The organism is Burkholderia sp. Bp8986, from assembly GCF_003854225.1.
Lineage (GTDB): Bacteria > Pseudomonadota > Gammaproteobacteria > Burkholderiales > Burkholderiaceae > Burkholderia.
The window spans coordinates 105,478-119,970 of sequence record NZ_QTQM01000005.1 but is presented as its reverse complement, the minus strand read 5'-3'; the positions used below and the strand labels follow the sequence as shown (position 1 = coordinate 119,970).

Annotated in this window: 11 protein-coding genes; 9 read left to right on the top strand and 2 right to left on the bottom strand. The window is 67.9% G+C overall.

Annotated elements, in window-relative coordinates; translation table 11 throughout:
• Positions 1 to 50: 50 nt before the first annotated feature.
• The 4 genes from mfd to DID99_RS07435 all read left to right on the top strand — a co-directional run bounded on the left by mfd (position 51) and on the right by DID99_RS07435 (position 6,522).
• Complete coding sequence (mfd, locus tag DID99_RS07450; protein WP_124486220.1) at positions 51 to 3,521, top strand: transcription-repair coupling factor; 3,471 nt, start codon at positions 51 to 53, stop codon at positions 3,519 to 3,521.
• Positions 3,522 to 3,617: 96 nt separating this feature from the next.
• Positions 3,618 to 4,838, top strand: coding sequence for an acetylornithine deacetylase (argE, locus tag DID99_RS07445; protein ID WP_124570214.1), 1,221 nt, complete (start codon positions 3,618 to 3,620; stop codon positions 4,836 to 4,838).
• A 60-nt stretch (positions 4,839 to 4,898) separates the two neighbouring features.
• Positions 4,899 to 5,918: a threonine/serine dehydratase gene (locus DID99_RS07440; protein WP_044843727.1), complete on the top strand. Its 1,020-nt coding sequence runs from the start codon at positions 4,899 to 4,901 to the stop codon at positions 5,916 to 5,918.
• A 133-nt stretch (positions 5,919 to 6,051) separates the two neighbouring features.
• Positions 6,052 to 6,522, top strand: a complete 471-nt coding sequence (locus DID99_RS07435) for a DUF3574 domain-containing protein (protein WP_260444561.1) — start codon at positions 6,052 to 6,054, stop codon at positions 6,520 to 6,522.
• 92 nt (positions 6,523 to 6,614) lie between these two features.
• On the opposite strand, the gene DID99_RS07430 is transcribed toward DID99_RS07435, so the two are convergent.
• Positions 6,615 to 9,134 (bottom strand): penicillin-binding protein 1A, encoded by a 2,520-nt coding sequence (locus DID99_RS07430; protein WP_124486218.1) that lies wholly within the window; start codon positions 9,132 to 9,134, stop codon positions 6,615 to 6,617.
• Between the two features lie 437 nt (positions 9,135 to 9,571).
• Between DID99_RS07430 and DID99_RS07425 the strand changes: the two genes are divergently transcribed.
• From DID99_RS07425 to DID99_RS07410, 4 genes are all read left to right on the top strand, one after another.
• Positions 9,572 to 10,252 (top strand): PspA/IM30 family protein, encoded by a 681-nt coding sequence (locus DID99_RS07425; RefSeq protein ID WP_044843730.1) that lies wholly within the window; start codon positions 9,572 to 9,574, stop codon positions 10,250 to 10,252.
• Positions 10,253 to 10,334: 82 nt separating this feature from the next.
• Positions 10,335 to 11,534 (top strand): tetratricopeptide repeat protein, encoded by a 1,200-nt coding sequence (locus DID99_RS07420; RefSeq protein WP_124666434.1) that lies wholly within the window; start codon positions 10,335 to 10,337, stop codon positions 11,532 to 11,534.
• Positions 11,535 to 11,766: 232 nt separating this feature from the next.
• Positions 11,767 to 12,198, top strand: coding sequence for a large conductance mechanosensitive channel protein MscL (gene mscL, locus DID99_RS07415; RefSeq protein ID WP_006760677.1), 432 nt, complete (start codon positions 11,767 to 11,769; stop codon positions 12,196 to 12,198).
• 349 nt (positions 12,199 to 12,547) lie between these two features.
• Positions 12,548 to 12,994 carry a hypothetical protein gene (locus tag DID99_RS07410; RefSeq protein WP_185500383.1) on the top strand — a complete coding sequence of 149 codons (447 nt, stop codon included), beginning with the start codon at positions 12,548 to 12,550 and terminating at the stop codon, positions 12,992 to 12,994.
• A gap of 77 nt (positions 12,995 to 13,071) precedes the next feature.
• Here DID99_RS07410 and DID99_RS07405 read toward each other — a convergent pair whose 3' ends face one another.
• Entirely contained in the window at positions 13,072 to 13,965 is an 894-nt protein-coding gene (locus tag DID99_RS07405; protein ID WP_124570284.1) for an NAD(P)-dependent oxidoreductase, read from the bottom strand.
• 137 nt (positions 13,966 to 14,102) lie between these two features.
• On the opposite strand from DID99_RS07405, the gene DID99_RS07400 reads away from it, so the two are divergent.
• Positions 14,103 to 14,312, top strand: coding sequence for a dodecin (locus DID99_RS07400; RefSeq protein WP_006755984.1), 210 nt, complete (start codon positions 14,103 to 14,105; stop codon positions 14,310 to 14,312).
• Positions 14,313 to 14,493 lie beyond the last annotated feature (181 nt).

Sequence of the window (14,493 nt, the reverse complement as noted above, 5' to 3'; positions counted from 1 at the left end):
CTCGACCGGCGCGCCGCGTCGCGCCCGTGCCCGCCACCCCTGCCGTCCCTATGCCAGACAACGCTTCCACCCCGTTCGCCTCGCCCGTCGCCCGCGTCAAGCCGGGCCAGCGGTTCGCCTTCGACGGCGCGCACGGCTCCGCCGACGCACTCGCCATCGCCCGCTATCTCGCCGACAACCGCGACGCGGTCCCGCTCCTTGCGGTGATCTGCGCGAACGCGGTCGACGCGCAGCGGCTGTCGCAGGAACTCCGCTACTTCTCGCCGGAGGCGCGCGTGCGCCTGCTGCCGGACTGGGAAACGCTGCCGTACGACACGTTCTCGCCGCACCAGGATCTCGTCTCCGAGCGGCTCGCGACGCTGCACGACCTCGGCGAGGGCCGCTGCGACATCCTGCTGGTGCCCGCGACCACCGCGCTGTACCGGATGCCGCCCGCGTCGTTCATGGCCGCGTACACGTTCGCGTTCGCGCAGGGCGAGCGGCTCGACGAGGCGAAGCTGAAGGCGCAGCTCACGCTGGCCGGCTACGAGCACGTGAGCCAGGTCGTGCGGCCCGGCGAATACTGCGTGCGCGGCTCGCTGATCGACCTGTACCCGATGGGCTCGCCGCTGCCGTACCGGATCGACCTGTTCGACGACCAGGTCGACTCGATCCGCGCATTCGATCCCGATACGCAGCGCAGCCTCTATCCGGTGCGCGACGTGCGCCTCCTGCCCGGCCGCGAGTTTCCGTTCGACGAAGCGGCACGCACGGCCTTCCGCAGCCGCTGGCGCGAGACCTTCGAAGGCGACCCGAGCCGCGCGCCGATCTACAAGGACATCGGCAACGGCGTGCCGTCGGCCGGCATCGAGTACTACCTGCCGCTGTTCTTCGACGAGACGGCCACGCTGTTTCACTACCTGCCGCAGGATGCGCACCTCGTGTTCGCCGGCGACCTCGAAGCGTCGATCCGCCGCTTCACGGCCGATACGAAGCAGCGTCACGCGTTCCTCGCGCACGACCGCGAGCGGCCAATCCTGGAGCCGCAGCGGCTGTTCCTGTCCGACGAGGATTTCTTCGCGTTCGCGAAGCCGTTCGCGCGCGTCGTGCTGCCCGCGCAGCCGGCCGGCGGCTGGGCGACGGCCTTGCCCGAGCTCACCGTCGACCGCCACGCGGACGATCCGCTCGCCGCGCTGCGCACCTTCGTCGAAGCGTCGGGCAAGCGCGTGCTGCTGACGGTCGAATCGGCCGGCCGCCGCGAGACGATCCTGCAACTGCTCGCCGAGCATCGCCTGCGTCCGGCGTCGAACGACCACTTCGCGGGCTGGCTCGAAAGCGACGCGCCCTTCGCGCTCGGCGTCGCGCCGCTCGCGAGCGGCTTCGCGGTGCCGGGCGAAGGCTACGCGATCGTCACCGAAACCGAGCTGTACGGCGCGCTCGGCCGCCGCGCCGGGCGCCGCCGCCAGGAACAGGCGAGCAACGTCGACGCGATGGTGCGCGACCTGTCGGAGCTGAAGGTCGGCGATCCGGTCGTGCATGCGCAGCACGGCATCGGCCGCTACATGGGCCTCGTGTCGATGGATCTCGGTGAAGGCGAGACCGAATTCCTGCATCTCGAATACGCGGGCGACAGCAAGCTCTACGTGCCGGTCGCGCAGCTGCACGTGATCTCGCGCTACAGCGGCGCCGATCCCGACAGCGCGCCGCTGCACGCGCTCGGTTCGGGCCAGTGGGAGCGCGCGAAGCGCAAGGCCGCGCAGCAGATCCGCGATACGGCGGCCGAGCTGCTGAACCTGTACGCGCGCCGCGCGGCCCGCGAAGGCCATGCGTTCGCGCTCGAGCCGCGCGACTACGTGAAGTTCGCGGAAAGCTTCGGCTTCGAGGAAACGCCCGACCAGGCCGCGGCGATCGCGGCCGTGATCGGCGACATGACGAGCGGCAAGCCGATGGACCGCCTCGTGTGCGGCGACGTCGGCTTCGGCAAGACCGAGGTCGCGCTGCGCGCCGCATTCATCGCGGTGATGGGCGGCAAGCAGGTCGCGCTGCTGTCGCCGACCACGCTGCTCGCCGAGCAGCACACGCAGACCTTCGCCGACCGCTTCGCCGACTGGCCGGTGCGCATCGTCGAGCTGTCGCGCTTCAAGACCGCGAAGGAAGTGAACGCGGCGATCGCGCAGATCAACGAAGGCAGCGTCGACATCGTGATCGGCACGCACAAGCTGCTGTCGTCGGACGTGCAGTTCAAGCGCCTCGGCCTCGTGATCATCGACGAGGAACACCGCTTCGGCGTGCGCCAGAAGGAAGCGCTGAAGGCGTTGCGCGCGGAAGTCGACGTGCTGACGCTGACCGCGACGCCGATCCCGCGCACGCTCGGGATGGCGCTCGAGGGCTTGCGCGATTTCTCGGTGATCGCGACCGCGCCGCAGAAGCGGCTCGCGATCAAGACCTTCGTGCGCCGCGAGGAGGAAAGCGTGATCCGCGAGGCGATGCTGCGCGAGCTGAAGCGCGGCGGCCAGGTGTATTTCCTGCACAACGAGGTCGAGACGATCGAGAACCGCAAGGCGATGCTCGAGGAGCTCGTGCCCGAAGCGCGGATCGTGATCGCGCACGGCCAGATGCACGAGCGCGAGCTCGAACGCGTGATGCGCGATTTCGTCGCGCAGCGCGCGAACGTGCTGCTGTGCACGACGATCATCGAGACCGGTATCGACGTGCCGAGCGCGAACACGATCATCATGCACCGCGCCGACAAGTTCGGCCTCGCGCAGCTTCACCAGCTGCGCGGCCGCGTCGGCCGTTCGCACCACCAGGCGTACGCATACCTGCTGGTCCACGACCCGCAGTCGCTGACCAAGCAGGCGCAACGCCGCCTCGAGGCGATCCAGCAGATGGAGGAACTCGGTTCGGGCTTCTATCTCGCGATGCACGACCTCGAGATCCGCGGCACCGGCGAGGTGCTCGGCGACAAGCAGTCGGGCGAGATCCACGAGATCGGCTTCCAGCTGTATACCGACATGCTGAACGACGCCGTGAAGGCGCTGAAGAACGGCAAGGAGCCCGACCTCACGGCCCCGCTCGCCGCGACGACGGAAATCAACCTGCATGCGCCCGCGATCCTGCCGGCCGACTACTGCGTGGACGTGCAGGAGCGGCTGTCGCTGTACAAGCGGCTCGCGAACTGCGAGCACGGCGACGCGATCGACGGCATCCAGGAAGAGCTGATCGACCGCTTCGGCAAGCTGCCGCCGCAGGCGCACGCGCTCGTCGAGACGCACCGGCTGCGGCTCGCCGCGAAGCCGCTCGGCATCGTCAAGATCGACGCGAGCGAGGCCGCGATCGGGCTGCAGTTCGAGCCGAACCCGCCGATCGATCCGATGCGGATCATCGAGATGGTGCAGAAGCACCGGCACATCAAGCTCGCGGGCCAGGACAAGCTGCGCATCGAGACGCGCTCGCCCGATCTCGCGATCCGCGTGTCGACGATCAAGGAAACGCTGCGCGCGCTCGCCCCGCGCGCCGACGCGGCGAGCGCGGCACGCTGACGGCACGGCCGCGATGCTGCACCGCATCGCGGCCGGCGAAGGCGGGCCGGCGCGTTTTTGAGTATGATTTTCCCATTCCTCAGACGGAGTTTTGCCATGTCCACTCTCGACGCGCCGGCGCCGTCCGCCGCAACCCAAGGCGACGCCTCGCTCGTCAGCCTGCCCTGGATCAAGCAGCTGGTGTCGATGGACACGACGAGCCGCGTGCCGAACCTCGGCCTGATCGAAACGGTGCGCGACGCGCTCGCCGCGAAGGGCATCCAGTCGACGCTCACGCACGATCCGCGCGAAGGCTGGGCCAACCTGTTCGCGACCGTGCCCGCGCACGACGGCTCGACCGACGGCGGCATCGTGCTGTCGGGGCACACCGACGTCGTGCCGGTCGACGGCCAGCAGTGGGACAGCAACCCGTTCGAGCCGGAGTTGCGCGACGGCCGCCTGTACGGCCGCGGCACGTGCGACATGAAGGGTTTCATCGGCGCGGCGCTCGCGCTGCTGCCGGAGATGCAGGCGACGAAGCTCGCGAAGCCGATCCATTTCGCGCTCTCCTACGACGAGGAAATCGGCTGCGCGGGCGCCCCGCTGCTGATCGCCGATCTTGTCGAGCGCGGCGTGAAGCCGTCCGGCTGCATCGTCGGCGAGCCGACCAGCATGCGGCCGATCATCGCGCACAAGGGCATCAACGCGTACCGCTGCTGCGTGCGCGGCCACGCGGCGCACTCGTCGCTGACGCCGAAGGGCCTGAACGCGATCGAATATGCGGCACGCCTCATCTGCCACATCCGCGACATCGCCGAGCGCTTTCGCGCCGAAGGCCCGTTCGACGCGCTGTACGACGTGCCGTTCACGACCGCGCAGACGAGCACGATCCAGGGCGGCAACGCGATCAACACGGTCCCGGCCGAATGCCGGTTCGACTTCGAGTTCCGCAACCTGCCGACGCTCGATCCCGAGCAGATCTTCGCGCGCATCGAAGCGTATGCGCGGGAAACGCTGCTGCCGCAGATGCTTCGCGAGCATCCGAACGCGGCGATCGAGTTCTCGAAGATCGCCGCGGCGCCCGGGCTCGACGCGACCGAACAGGCCGCGATCACTCAGCTGGTGCGCGCGCTGACGGCCGACCAGGACAAGCGCAAGGTCGCCTACGGCACGGAAGCCGGCCTGTTCGAGCGCGCGGGCATCCCGAGCATCGTCTGCGGGCCCGGCAACATCGAACAGGCGCACAAGCCGAACGAGTATGTCGAGCTCGCGCAGCTCGCCGCCTGCGAGCAGTTCCTGCGCAAGTTCATCCGCAGCATGTCGGTCGACGCACACTGACTGCCCCCGCCACGCCGGCCTGCGTGTGCGGGCCGGCCCCCTCCCGCCACCCGCCACGTCATGTCGACTGACCAACAGCGCACTGCCCATACGACGATCGACGGCGAACCGATTCCGACGCTCGACGAAATCGCCGCGCAGCATTTCGCGTTGTCGCCGTGGGTCGCGCGCACGCCCGTGTTCGAGCGTGCCGACCTGCCGTCCCTCGAGGGCACGCACGTCAACTTCAAGTTCGAGCTGCTGCAGGTGAGCGGCAGCTTCAAGGCGCGCGGTGCGTTCACGAACCTGCTGGCCCTCGACGAAGCGCGCAAGAACGCCGGCGTCACGTGCGTGTCGGCCGGCAATCACGCGGCGGCCGTCGCGTATGCGGCGATGCGGCTCGGCAGCAGCGCGAAGGTCGTGATGTTCCATACCGCGAGCCCGGCGCGCATCGCGCAGTGCAAGCAGTACCGCGCGGAAGTCGTGCTCGCCGGCAGCGCGTCGCAGGCATTCGACGTCGTGCGGCGGATCGAGGCCGAGGAAGGTCGCTTCTTCATCCATCCGTTCAATGGCTATCACACGATTCTCGGCACCGCGACGCTCGGCTACGAATGGGCGACGCAGACGCCCGATCTCGACGCGGTGATCGTGCCGATCGGCGGCGGCGGGCTCGCGGCCGGCATGGCGACCGCGCTGCGGCTCGCGAATCCGCGCGTGCACGTGTACGGCGTCGAGCCGGAAGGCGCCGACGCGATGAGCCGCAGCTTCGCGGCGAATCACACGATCCAGATGAGCGCGATGCAGACCATCGCCGACTCGCTGATGGCGCCGCACACCGAGGAGTACAGCTACCAGCTGTGCCGGCGCCACGTCGACCGCATCGTCACGGTGTCCGACGACGCGCTGCGCGCGGCGATGTTGTTCCTGTTCTCGCAATTGAAGCTGTCGGTCGAACCGGCGTGCGCGGCGGCGCTCGCGGCGCTGCTCGGCCCGCTGCGCGAAACGCTGCAGGGCAAGCGGGTCGGCGTGCTGCTGTCGGGCACGAACACCGATCCCGCGACGCTCGGCATGCATCTCGCGCACGCAAAACTGCAGCACTGAACCCGCGCACGATACTCAGGGTTATCCCCAGTTTATGTTGACAGCCCTGTTGATAACCCGCCGGACAAGCACGCAAGTGGTTGAGCGCGCAGCGTTTTACGCGCGCAAAGCGCGCCGGACGCGAAATAGGCAGATGGCGCCGTCGAACGCATGGCCCGCGGCGTGGCAACGTCGTACGCGGCAGATGATCGGCGCGGCAGCCGTCGCGCTGCTTGCCGGTTGCGCGGCCCCGCCCTCGCCCGTCGTCGACGCTTCCGTTGGCTGCCTGCGGCCGGACATGCACCGGATGCTGCAGGCCGACCTGCTGTTCGGGCGCGATATCGCGGGACGCGGCCCCGTCACCGAAACGGAACGCGCGGCCTTCCTCGCCGAGGTCGTCACGCCGCGCTTTCCGGACGGTTTCACGGTCTGGGACACCCGCGGCCAATGGCGCGACCGCGCCACCGGCCGGATCATCGGCGAAGCGAGTTTCGTGGTCCGTATCGTCGCCGACGACACCGCCGATACGCACGCGCGGCTCGCGGCGATCCGGCACGCGTACCGCGAGCGCTTCCGGCAGGACTCGGTCGGCATCACGCTCGTACCGGCCTGCGCGTCGTTCTGATTCGTCCTTCCCGGCTGACGCGCGAACGCGACGACACATAAGAAAACGGGCGCCCGAAGGCGCCCGCCGCATGCGACACATCCGCGTATCGCTTACTTGTTCTCGAACATGTCCATGATCTGCTGCTTCTCCTGCTGCGTGACGGGCGGCGGCGCGAGCCCCTCCGAGCCGGCCGAGCCGAGCGCGTCGTTCGCGCTGATCGCATTCGCGGCCGGGTTGATGTCCACGCTGCCGACGAAGCCGTTGCCCGGCGTGCGATCGGCGTAGTACAGCTCGCCGTCGATCGAGGTCAGGCCGTCCGGCATCGGCATCTGCTGCTCGGGCACGCCGTTCAGCGCGGTGCGCATGTAGTTCACCCAGATCGGCAACGCGAGCTGCGCGCCGAATTCGCGGCTACCGAGGCTCTTCGGCTGGTCGAAGCCCATCCACGCGACCGCGACGAGCGACTGCTGATACCCGGCGAACCAGCCGTCCTTCGCATCGTTCGTCGTGCCCGTCTTGCCCTGCAGGTCGCTGCGGCCGAGCGCGTTGGTGCCCGCGCCCGTACCGGCCGTCGCGACCGTGTGCAGCAGGCTGTTCATCACGTATGCGTTGCGGCCTTCGATCGTGCGCGGCGCGGTGCCGCCGGCGATCACCGGCTGCGATTTCTGCAGCGGCTGGCCGCGCGCGTCGTCGACTTCGGCGATCAGGTACGGATCGACCTTGTAGCCGCCGTTCGCGAAGACCGCATAGCCGGTCGCGAGCTGCAGCGGCGTCACGAGGCCGGCGCCGAGCGCCATCGGCAGGTACGGCGGCGTCTTCGCCGGATCGAAGCCGAAGCGCTGCGTCACGTACTCCTGCGCGTACTGCGTGCCGATCGACGCGAGGATCCGGATCGACACGAGGTTCTTCGAACGCTGCAGGCCGGTGCGCATCGACATCGGGCCGTCGGGCTGGTCGTCGTCCTTCGGTTCCCACGCGGTGCCGCCCGGCACGCTCGGCGGGAAGTACAGCGGCGCATCGTTGATGATCGTCGCCGGCCCGAGGCCCTTGTCGAGCGACGCCGAATAAATGAACGGCTTGAACGACGAACCCGGCTGACGCCACGCCTGCGTCACGTGGTTGAACTTGCTCTTGTTGAAGTCGAAGCCGCCGACGAGCGAACGGATCGCACCGTCCTGCGGCGCGATCGCGACGAGCGCGCCTTCGACCTGCGGCAGCTGCACGATCTGCCAGCCCGTCTTGCCGTCCTTCAGCACGCGCACGATCGAGCCCGGCTTGATGTGCAGCGTCGCGTTCGCGCGCGGGCTCAGCGCAGCCGACACGAAGCGCAGCCCGGCCGGGCCGATCGTCGTCGTGGCGCCGCCGACGAACTGCACCTCGACCGCGTTCGGCGACGCCGACAACACCACCGCCGACTGCAGGTCGCCGTTGTCCGGGTGATCGGCGAGCGCGTCGTCGATCGCCTCGTCGCGATCGTCGCCGGCCGCCGGCAGGTTGATCGAGCCTTCCGGACCGCGATAGCCGTGACGGCGCTCGTAATCGAGAATGCCGCGGCGCACGGCCTGGTACGCGGCTTCCTGGTCGGCCGAGTTGATCGTCGTCGTGACGGTCAGCCCGCGCGTATAGGTTTCGTCCTTGTACTGCTGGTACATCATCTGCCGCACCATCTCGGCGACGTATTCGCCGTGCACCGCGTACTGGTTGCCCGGCGTGCGCACGCGGATCTCTTCCTTCACCGCCTGGTCGTACTGCGGCTGCGTGATGTAGCCGATCTCGAGCATGCGCTTCAGGATGTACTCCTGGCGCACCTTCGCGCGCTTCGGATTGACGACCGGGTTGTACGCGGACGGCGCCTTCGGCAGCCCCGCGAGCATCGCCGCCTCGGCGAGCGTGATGTCCTTCAGGTCCTTGCCGAAATACACGCGCGCGGCGGCCGCGAAACCGTACGAGCGCTGGCCCAGGTAGATCTGGTTCATGTACAGCTCGAGGATCTGGTCCTTCGTCAGCGCCTTCTCGATCTTGTACGCGAGCAGCATCTCGTAGATCTTGCGCGTATACGTCTTCTCGCTCGACAGGAAGAAGTTGCGCGCGACCTGCATCGTGATCGTGCTCGCGCCCTGGCGCGCGCCACCGTGCATCAGGTCGGCCACGCCGGCGCGCAGGATGCCGAGGAAGTCCACGCCGCCGTGTTCGTAGAAGCGGTAGTCCTCGATCGCGAGCACCGCCTTCTTCATCACGTCGGGAATGTCCTGGAAGCGCACGAGGCTGCGGCGCTCCTCGCCGAACTCGCCGATCAGCACGTGATCGGCGCTGAACACGCGCAGCGGCACCTTCGGCTGGTAGTTGGTCAGCGCATCGAGCGACGGCAGTTGCGGCGCCATCACGACGAGCGCGTAGCCGACGATCAGCGCACCGACGATCGCGAGCGTCGCGATCAGGCCGACGAACCACAGCGCGACGCGCGAGCCGAACGAGCGGCGCGCGCCGTCCCCGCCGCCGCGGCGCTGCGCGCGCCGGTCGTCGCCGCGCTCGTCGTCATCGGGGTAATAGGCCCCCGAGGGCGAACGGCGCAACGTGTAGTGAGGTTCGTTCCGGTCGGAAGGAGAAGACGGTCGTTTGATGATTGGCATGTCGGAATGGCGGGCGGCGTGGCGCCCTCGGACGCATGCGGAAAATGCAAGCGGATGAATCAGAGTGGGTGCATCGTGGCAACTGTCACGTCGACAGACCCCGCCGCGCGGCGATCCGTTCCCGCGACGTGACAGCGCATTTTAATGAAATCGACCGATCGGCTTCGCGATTTTTTGTAAAAATTCCCGCACAAGCATGAATTGCGGAACGTATTGGCGCCATGCTCCGCCTATCATGGACTCGCGACCCGGTGCGTGCCGCGGCGTTTCTTTCAGATGCGAAAGGTGGAAACCTGCACACGCACGGCGCTTGAACTCCGGCGCTTAAGCCGTATTTAAGGGGCCGGCGGTGTAATATCCGCCGGCTCACGCGGGTCGGAACCGATTCGCGACGGGCATTGCCGCCGACGCGGCACCTTTCAACCACGGAGGATTTCATGTCGCTTTTCGACTCTGTTTCGCGCACGATCAAAGGCCTGCTGAACGATGCGGCCGACTCGGTACAGGATCCGTCGCGCGACGCACGGCAGATCGTGCGGGAGCTCGACGACAGCATCGGCCGTGCCGAGAATTCGCTGATCGAGATCGAGGCACAAGTCGCGACCCAGCGCAGCAAGCGCGATGCGGCCGACGACAAGGTGAAGAAGTACGAGGACGGCGCGAAGCGCGCGCTGCAGGCGGGCGACGAAGCGCTCGCACGCGAGGCGCTCGCCGCGCAGTCGAACGCCGAAGCCGAGCGCGATGCGCTCGCGGCCGAACTGACGACGCTCGAGCCGTCGGTCGACAAGCTGAAGGGGCAGATCGCCGACATGCGTCAGCGCCGCAACGACCTGAACGCACGCTCGAACATCCTGCAGGCCAAGCAGGAAATCGCGCAGGCGAAGGATGTCGCGGCAAGCGCGTTGGGCGGCATCGGCGGCAAGAACCTGTCCGAGGACTTCCAGAAGCTCGAGGACAAGGTCGCGCTGCAGAATGCGCGTTCGGACGCCCGCCTGAATTCGGCCGACACGTCGAGCGGCAAGGCGCTCGACGACAAGCTCGCCGCGCTGAACAAGGGCCCGTCGGTCGAGGACCGCCTCGCCGCGCTGAAGAAGCAGCTCGACACGCCCGCGCAGTAACGGCAGGCAACCGCGCCGCGGCCCGCCGGGCGCGCGGCGCGCACCGATCGTCAGGAGACGGGCGCCCGCGCCCGGTTCGACCATGAAGAAATCTCTCGCCGCACTCGGCTTCTCGCTGATGCTGCTGTCGTCCGCCGCCTTTGCGGTTCCGTCGCTGCAGCAAGTCGAGCAGTCGATCGCGCAACGTGACTGGCAGCGCGCCGACACGCAGCTGTCGCAAGTCATCGACGCCCATCCGAACAATGCGCATGCGCGCTATCTGTACGCACAGGTGCTGGACCGCGAAGGCCGCGCGTCCGACGCGCTCGCGCAACTGCAGCGGGCGAAGTCGCTCGATCCGCAACTGCGCTTCACCGACGCGTCGCATTTCGCGCAGACCGAATCGCGCATTCGCGCCGACGCCGCGCGCGTGAGCGGCGCGAGCGGCAACGCACCGTCGGCCACGCAGGCCGGTTCGTTGCAGTCGTCGCTCGCACCTGCCGCGCCGGTTGCGAAACACGGTCCGTCGACCAGCATGTGGATCGGCCTCGGGCTGCTCGTCGCGGTCATCGCGCTGGTGCTGCGCTGGACGTTGCGGCGCGCACGCTCGGCCGACGACAGCCGTACCGGCGACGAACGCCGCGCGCAGTTGAAACGCGCGACCGACGTGCTGAACGACATCCGTCCGCTGAAACTCGACGCGAAACTGTCGACGGCGCCCGGTGCCGCCGCGCTCACCAGCGAACTCGAAGGCATCGAGACCGATGCACGCGCGCTCGTCGAAGCGCTGTCGAACGGCAAGAACCCGGTGCCGCCGTATCGCATCGACGAACTCGAACAGCGGCATGCGAGCGTGAAGGCGCGCGTCGAAGGCCGCCCCGATCCGAGCGCGCCGCCCGCTGCGCCCGCGAACGGCAGCGGCTCCGTGTATGCGCAGGAAGCCGATCGCGTGACCGGCATGCAAGGGCAGCCGTATCAGCAGCAACCGTACCCGCAACAGCCGTATCCGCCGCAACCGTATCCGCAACAGCAGCCGCCCGTCGTGGTTCAGCAAGGCGGCGGTTTCGGCAGCGGAATGGGCGGGCTGCTGACCGGCGTGCTGCTCGGCGAAGCGATGTCCGGCGGCCGCGAACGCGTAGTCGAACGCGACGTGATCGTCGACGACCAGCGCCGGCGCCAGGAGAACAACGATCCGGGCTTCGACCTCGGCCGCGGCGACGATTCGAACTGGAGCGACGGCAATGGCGGCGGCGGCGTCGATCTCGGCAGCAACGACGACGGCTGGACCGACGACAACACCTGAGCATGGCTCGCGCGGGCGTCGACGCATCGCGCCGCGCCCGCCCCCGCGCTTTCTTTCATTTCCACTCGCGCCGGCCCGGTGATTTGTTAATCATTTCAAGATGGGCTACCGGCAATGGGGCACGTTCGCTATCATGCGGCCATCGGCGTGCCCCCGATCCGACCCATCAGACGCTTCGCAGCCCTGCGCGTCGCGGCACGCCTCCTCTCGCCCAACCAGGAGAAAGCCGCTCATGAGCATAATCAAGGAATTCAAGGAGTTCGCCGTCAAAGGCAACGTGATGGATCTCGCCGTCGGCGTGATCATCGGCGGCGCTTTCTCGAAGATCGTCGACTCGGTCGTGAAAGACCTCATCATGCCGGTCATCGGCGTGCTGACGGGCGGTCTGGATTTCTCGAACAAGTTCGTTCTGCTCGGCACCATCCCCCCGACGTTCAAGGGTAATCCCGATTCGTTCAAGGACCTGCAGGCCGCGGGCGTCGCCGCATTCGGCTACGGCTCGTTCATCACCGTGGCGATCAACTTCGTGATCCTCGCGTTCATCATCTTCCTGATGGTGAAATTCATCAACAAGCTGCGCAAGCCGGAAGAAGCGGCGCCGGCCGCGACGCCGGAAGACATCGTGCTGCTGCGCGAGATCCGCGATTCGCTCAAGCAACGCTGAGCACCGCGCCACGCTGCGACTGCCGGGCCCGCCATGTGCGGGCCTTTTTCATGGGCACGCATCGTGCACCGTCGTGCGAGCGCCTATCTCACTTTTTTGTGACGCGCGAATGCACGCGCGGGAAAAGCAGGTCTATGATGGAGACTAAACGACAGTACGGGCGCCAAGACGCTGGCTGTGTCGATCATCGTGGCATGCGGGTCGACGGGAGACATTGATCGTCGTACCGCACGAGTGCGGAGTGCAGCATTTTCGTGTGCTATAAAGGATCGACATGCGGCGTACATAGCCGGGAGTGGGTCGCATGAAAGTGCCGCATTTCTTGCAATTGTTTTTCAGGCGAGTGTTTATGTCCTTCCCGAAAAAACGTCGACGTGCGCAACAGGATGGCCAGGAGTCCTTCCTCGCGGTATTGCGCCATTCGAAACCGTTCGCGCAGCTCGACACCAAGATTGCCCGCGCCCGTGCGCAGGACGAACCCGTCCTCTATGCGCACGTGCTACCCGGCCTCGACGTGCTTCTGTGCAGCGTGCGCGGCGCACAGCCGCCCTATCCGGCCATCGCCGAACTGCGCAAGCGCTGCCTCGAATCGATCGCCAACGCACTCGAACAGCCGCTCGACGGCCTCGAGAACGGCGGGTACTGGTACGAGGCGAACGGCTTCGGCTTCCTCGTGTTCGCGAGCCGCGCCCGCGCGCGTATCCTGCCCGAATTTGGTGCAGGCACGAAAGCGAGCCTGCGTGGCGGGCTCGGACGCCAGAACGCCGGCGACACGACACCGCGCTCCCTCGGCTGAACCGACACCGACACGATGGGCCGCCTCCGGGTGGCCCATCGGCCATTCAGGCTTCCCGCTTCAGCGTCGCGGCGCGCTCACTGCGCCGTCCCGCGCCCGTTGCCGGGCCGGACGATGTCGATGAACGCGGCGAAATCGGCGCCGGCAAGCCCCTGCGCGGCGCCCAGGCGCAGCACCTGCTGCACCGTGGCCGATACGGGCATCACCGCGCCCGTGTCGCGCGCGGCGTCGGCGATCGCATCGACATCCTTCTGGAACGTGCTGAGCGCGCCGATCGGCGGGTGACCGCCTGACGTCATGCGAGGCACGAAGGTCTGCAGCAGCACCGAATCGGCCCAGCCGCCCGCCAGCGCGTCGGCCAGACGCGCGGCGTCGATGCCGCTCGCCTGGGCCAGGCCGACGGCTTCCGCGATCGCGGTCACCGTCGCGGTGACGATCGCCTGGTTGCACAGCTTCGCGGTCTGGCCCGCGCCTGCGTCGCCCATGTGCGTGACGCGCGACGCGTAGGTATCGATCAGCGGTCGCACCGCAGCGAGGTCGGCGGCGCCGCCGCCCGCCATCACCGCAAGCGTGCCGGCCTGCGCGCCGGGCACGCCGCCCGAAACCGGCGCATCGATCCAGCCGACGCCGAGCGCGGCGGCACGCGCCGCGTAGTCGCGCGTCGCGGCAGGCGGAATGCTCGAGTGATCGACGATGCGCTTCAGCCGGCGTGCATGCGCATCGCCGGCAAACAGCCCGTGCTCGCCGAACGCGACGTCGCCGACCGCACGGCCGTCGAGCACGCACACGAACACCGTGTCGACGCGCTCGGCCAGTTCGCGCGGCGTGTCGACCACCTGCGCACCGTCCTTTTCAAGCGCCTCGGCCTTGCCGCGCGTGCGGTTCCATACGCTGACCCGGTGGCCCGCCGCCAGCAAATGCCGAATCATCGGCGCGCCCATCAATCCCGGTCCGCAAAATCCGACTTCCACGATCTTCCTCGTCTCCAATTGAGGTTGCACTTGCCGCCCATCATACCTATCACTCAAGAAGCCGGACACGCGCGGCGCCGCTTCGGGCCCGCCGCTTGCGCCGGCCGCACACACACCGACATCCCAGGGAGCGCATCATGAGCGACCACGTCTACAAGCTGATCGAACTGACCGGTTCGTCGCGGCAATCGTGCGACGACGCCATCCGCAACGCGATCTCGAAAGCCGGCAAGACGCTGCATAACCTGCACTGGTTCCAAGTGACCGAAACGCGCGGCCACATCGAAGGCGACCAGGTCATCCACTGGCAGGTCACGCTGAAAGTCGGCATGCGCATCGACGACTGACGCACGCGTGTCACGCGCGGTGCCCTGACCACCGGATGCGTGCAATGCGCATCCGCGCGGTACCGCGCACGCCCGCATTCCGCCCCCTTCACCCGCTCCCCGTTCGGCCCGCTTCAGTCCGCTTGGCGAGGCCCGGCGACGGGTGTCTGCGGGTATCCATCTCTTGACGCTGACTTTCGTT

Excerpts from the sequence above, each read along its gene's own strand:
- mfd (WP_124486220.1), top strand. The coding sequence starts at position 51 with ATGCCAGACAACGCTTCCACCCCGTTCGCCTCGCCCGTCGCCCGCGTC.
- argE (WP_124570214.1), top strand. The coding sequence starts at position 3,618 with ATGTCCACTCTCGACGCGCCGGCGCCGTCCGCCGCAACCCAAGGCGAC.
- DID99_RS07440 (WP_044843727.1), top strand. The coding sequence starts at position 4,899 with ATGTCGACTGACCAACAGCGCACTGCCCATACGACGATCGACGGCGAA.
- DID99_RS07435 (WP_260444561.1), top strand. The coding sequence starts at position 6,052 with ATGGCGCCGTCGAACGCATGGCCCGCGGCGTGGCAACGTCGTACGCGG.
- DID99_RS07430 (WP_124486218.1), bottom strand. The coding sequence starts at position 9,134 with ATGCCAATCATCAAACGACCGTCTTCTCCTTCCGACCGGAACGAACCT.
- DID99_RS07425 (WP_044843730.1), top strand. The coding sequence starts at position 9,572 with ATGTCGCTTTTCGACTCTGTTTCGCGCACGATCAAAGGCCTGCTGAAC.
- DID99_RS07420 (WP_124666434.1), top strand. The coding sequence starts at position 10,335 with ATGAAGAAATCTCTCGCCGCACTCGGCTTCTCGCTGATGCTGCTGTCG.
- mscL (WP_006760677.1), top strand. The coding sequence starts at position 11,767 with ATGAGCATAATCAAGGAATTCAAGGAGTTCGCCGTCAAAGGCAACGTG.
- DID99_RS07410 (WP_185500383.1), top strand. The coding sequence starts at position 12,548 with ATGTCCTTCCCGAAAAAACGTCGACGTGCGCAACAGGATGGCCAGGAG.
- DID99_RS07400 (WP_006755984.1), top strand. The coding sequence starts at position 14,103 with ATGAGCGACCACGTCTACAAGCTGATCGAACTGACCGGTTCGTCGCGG.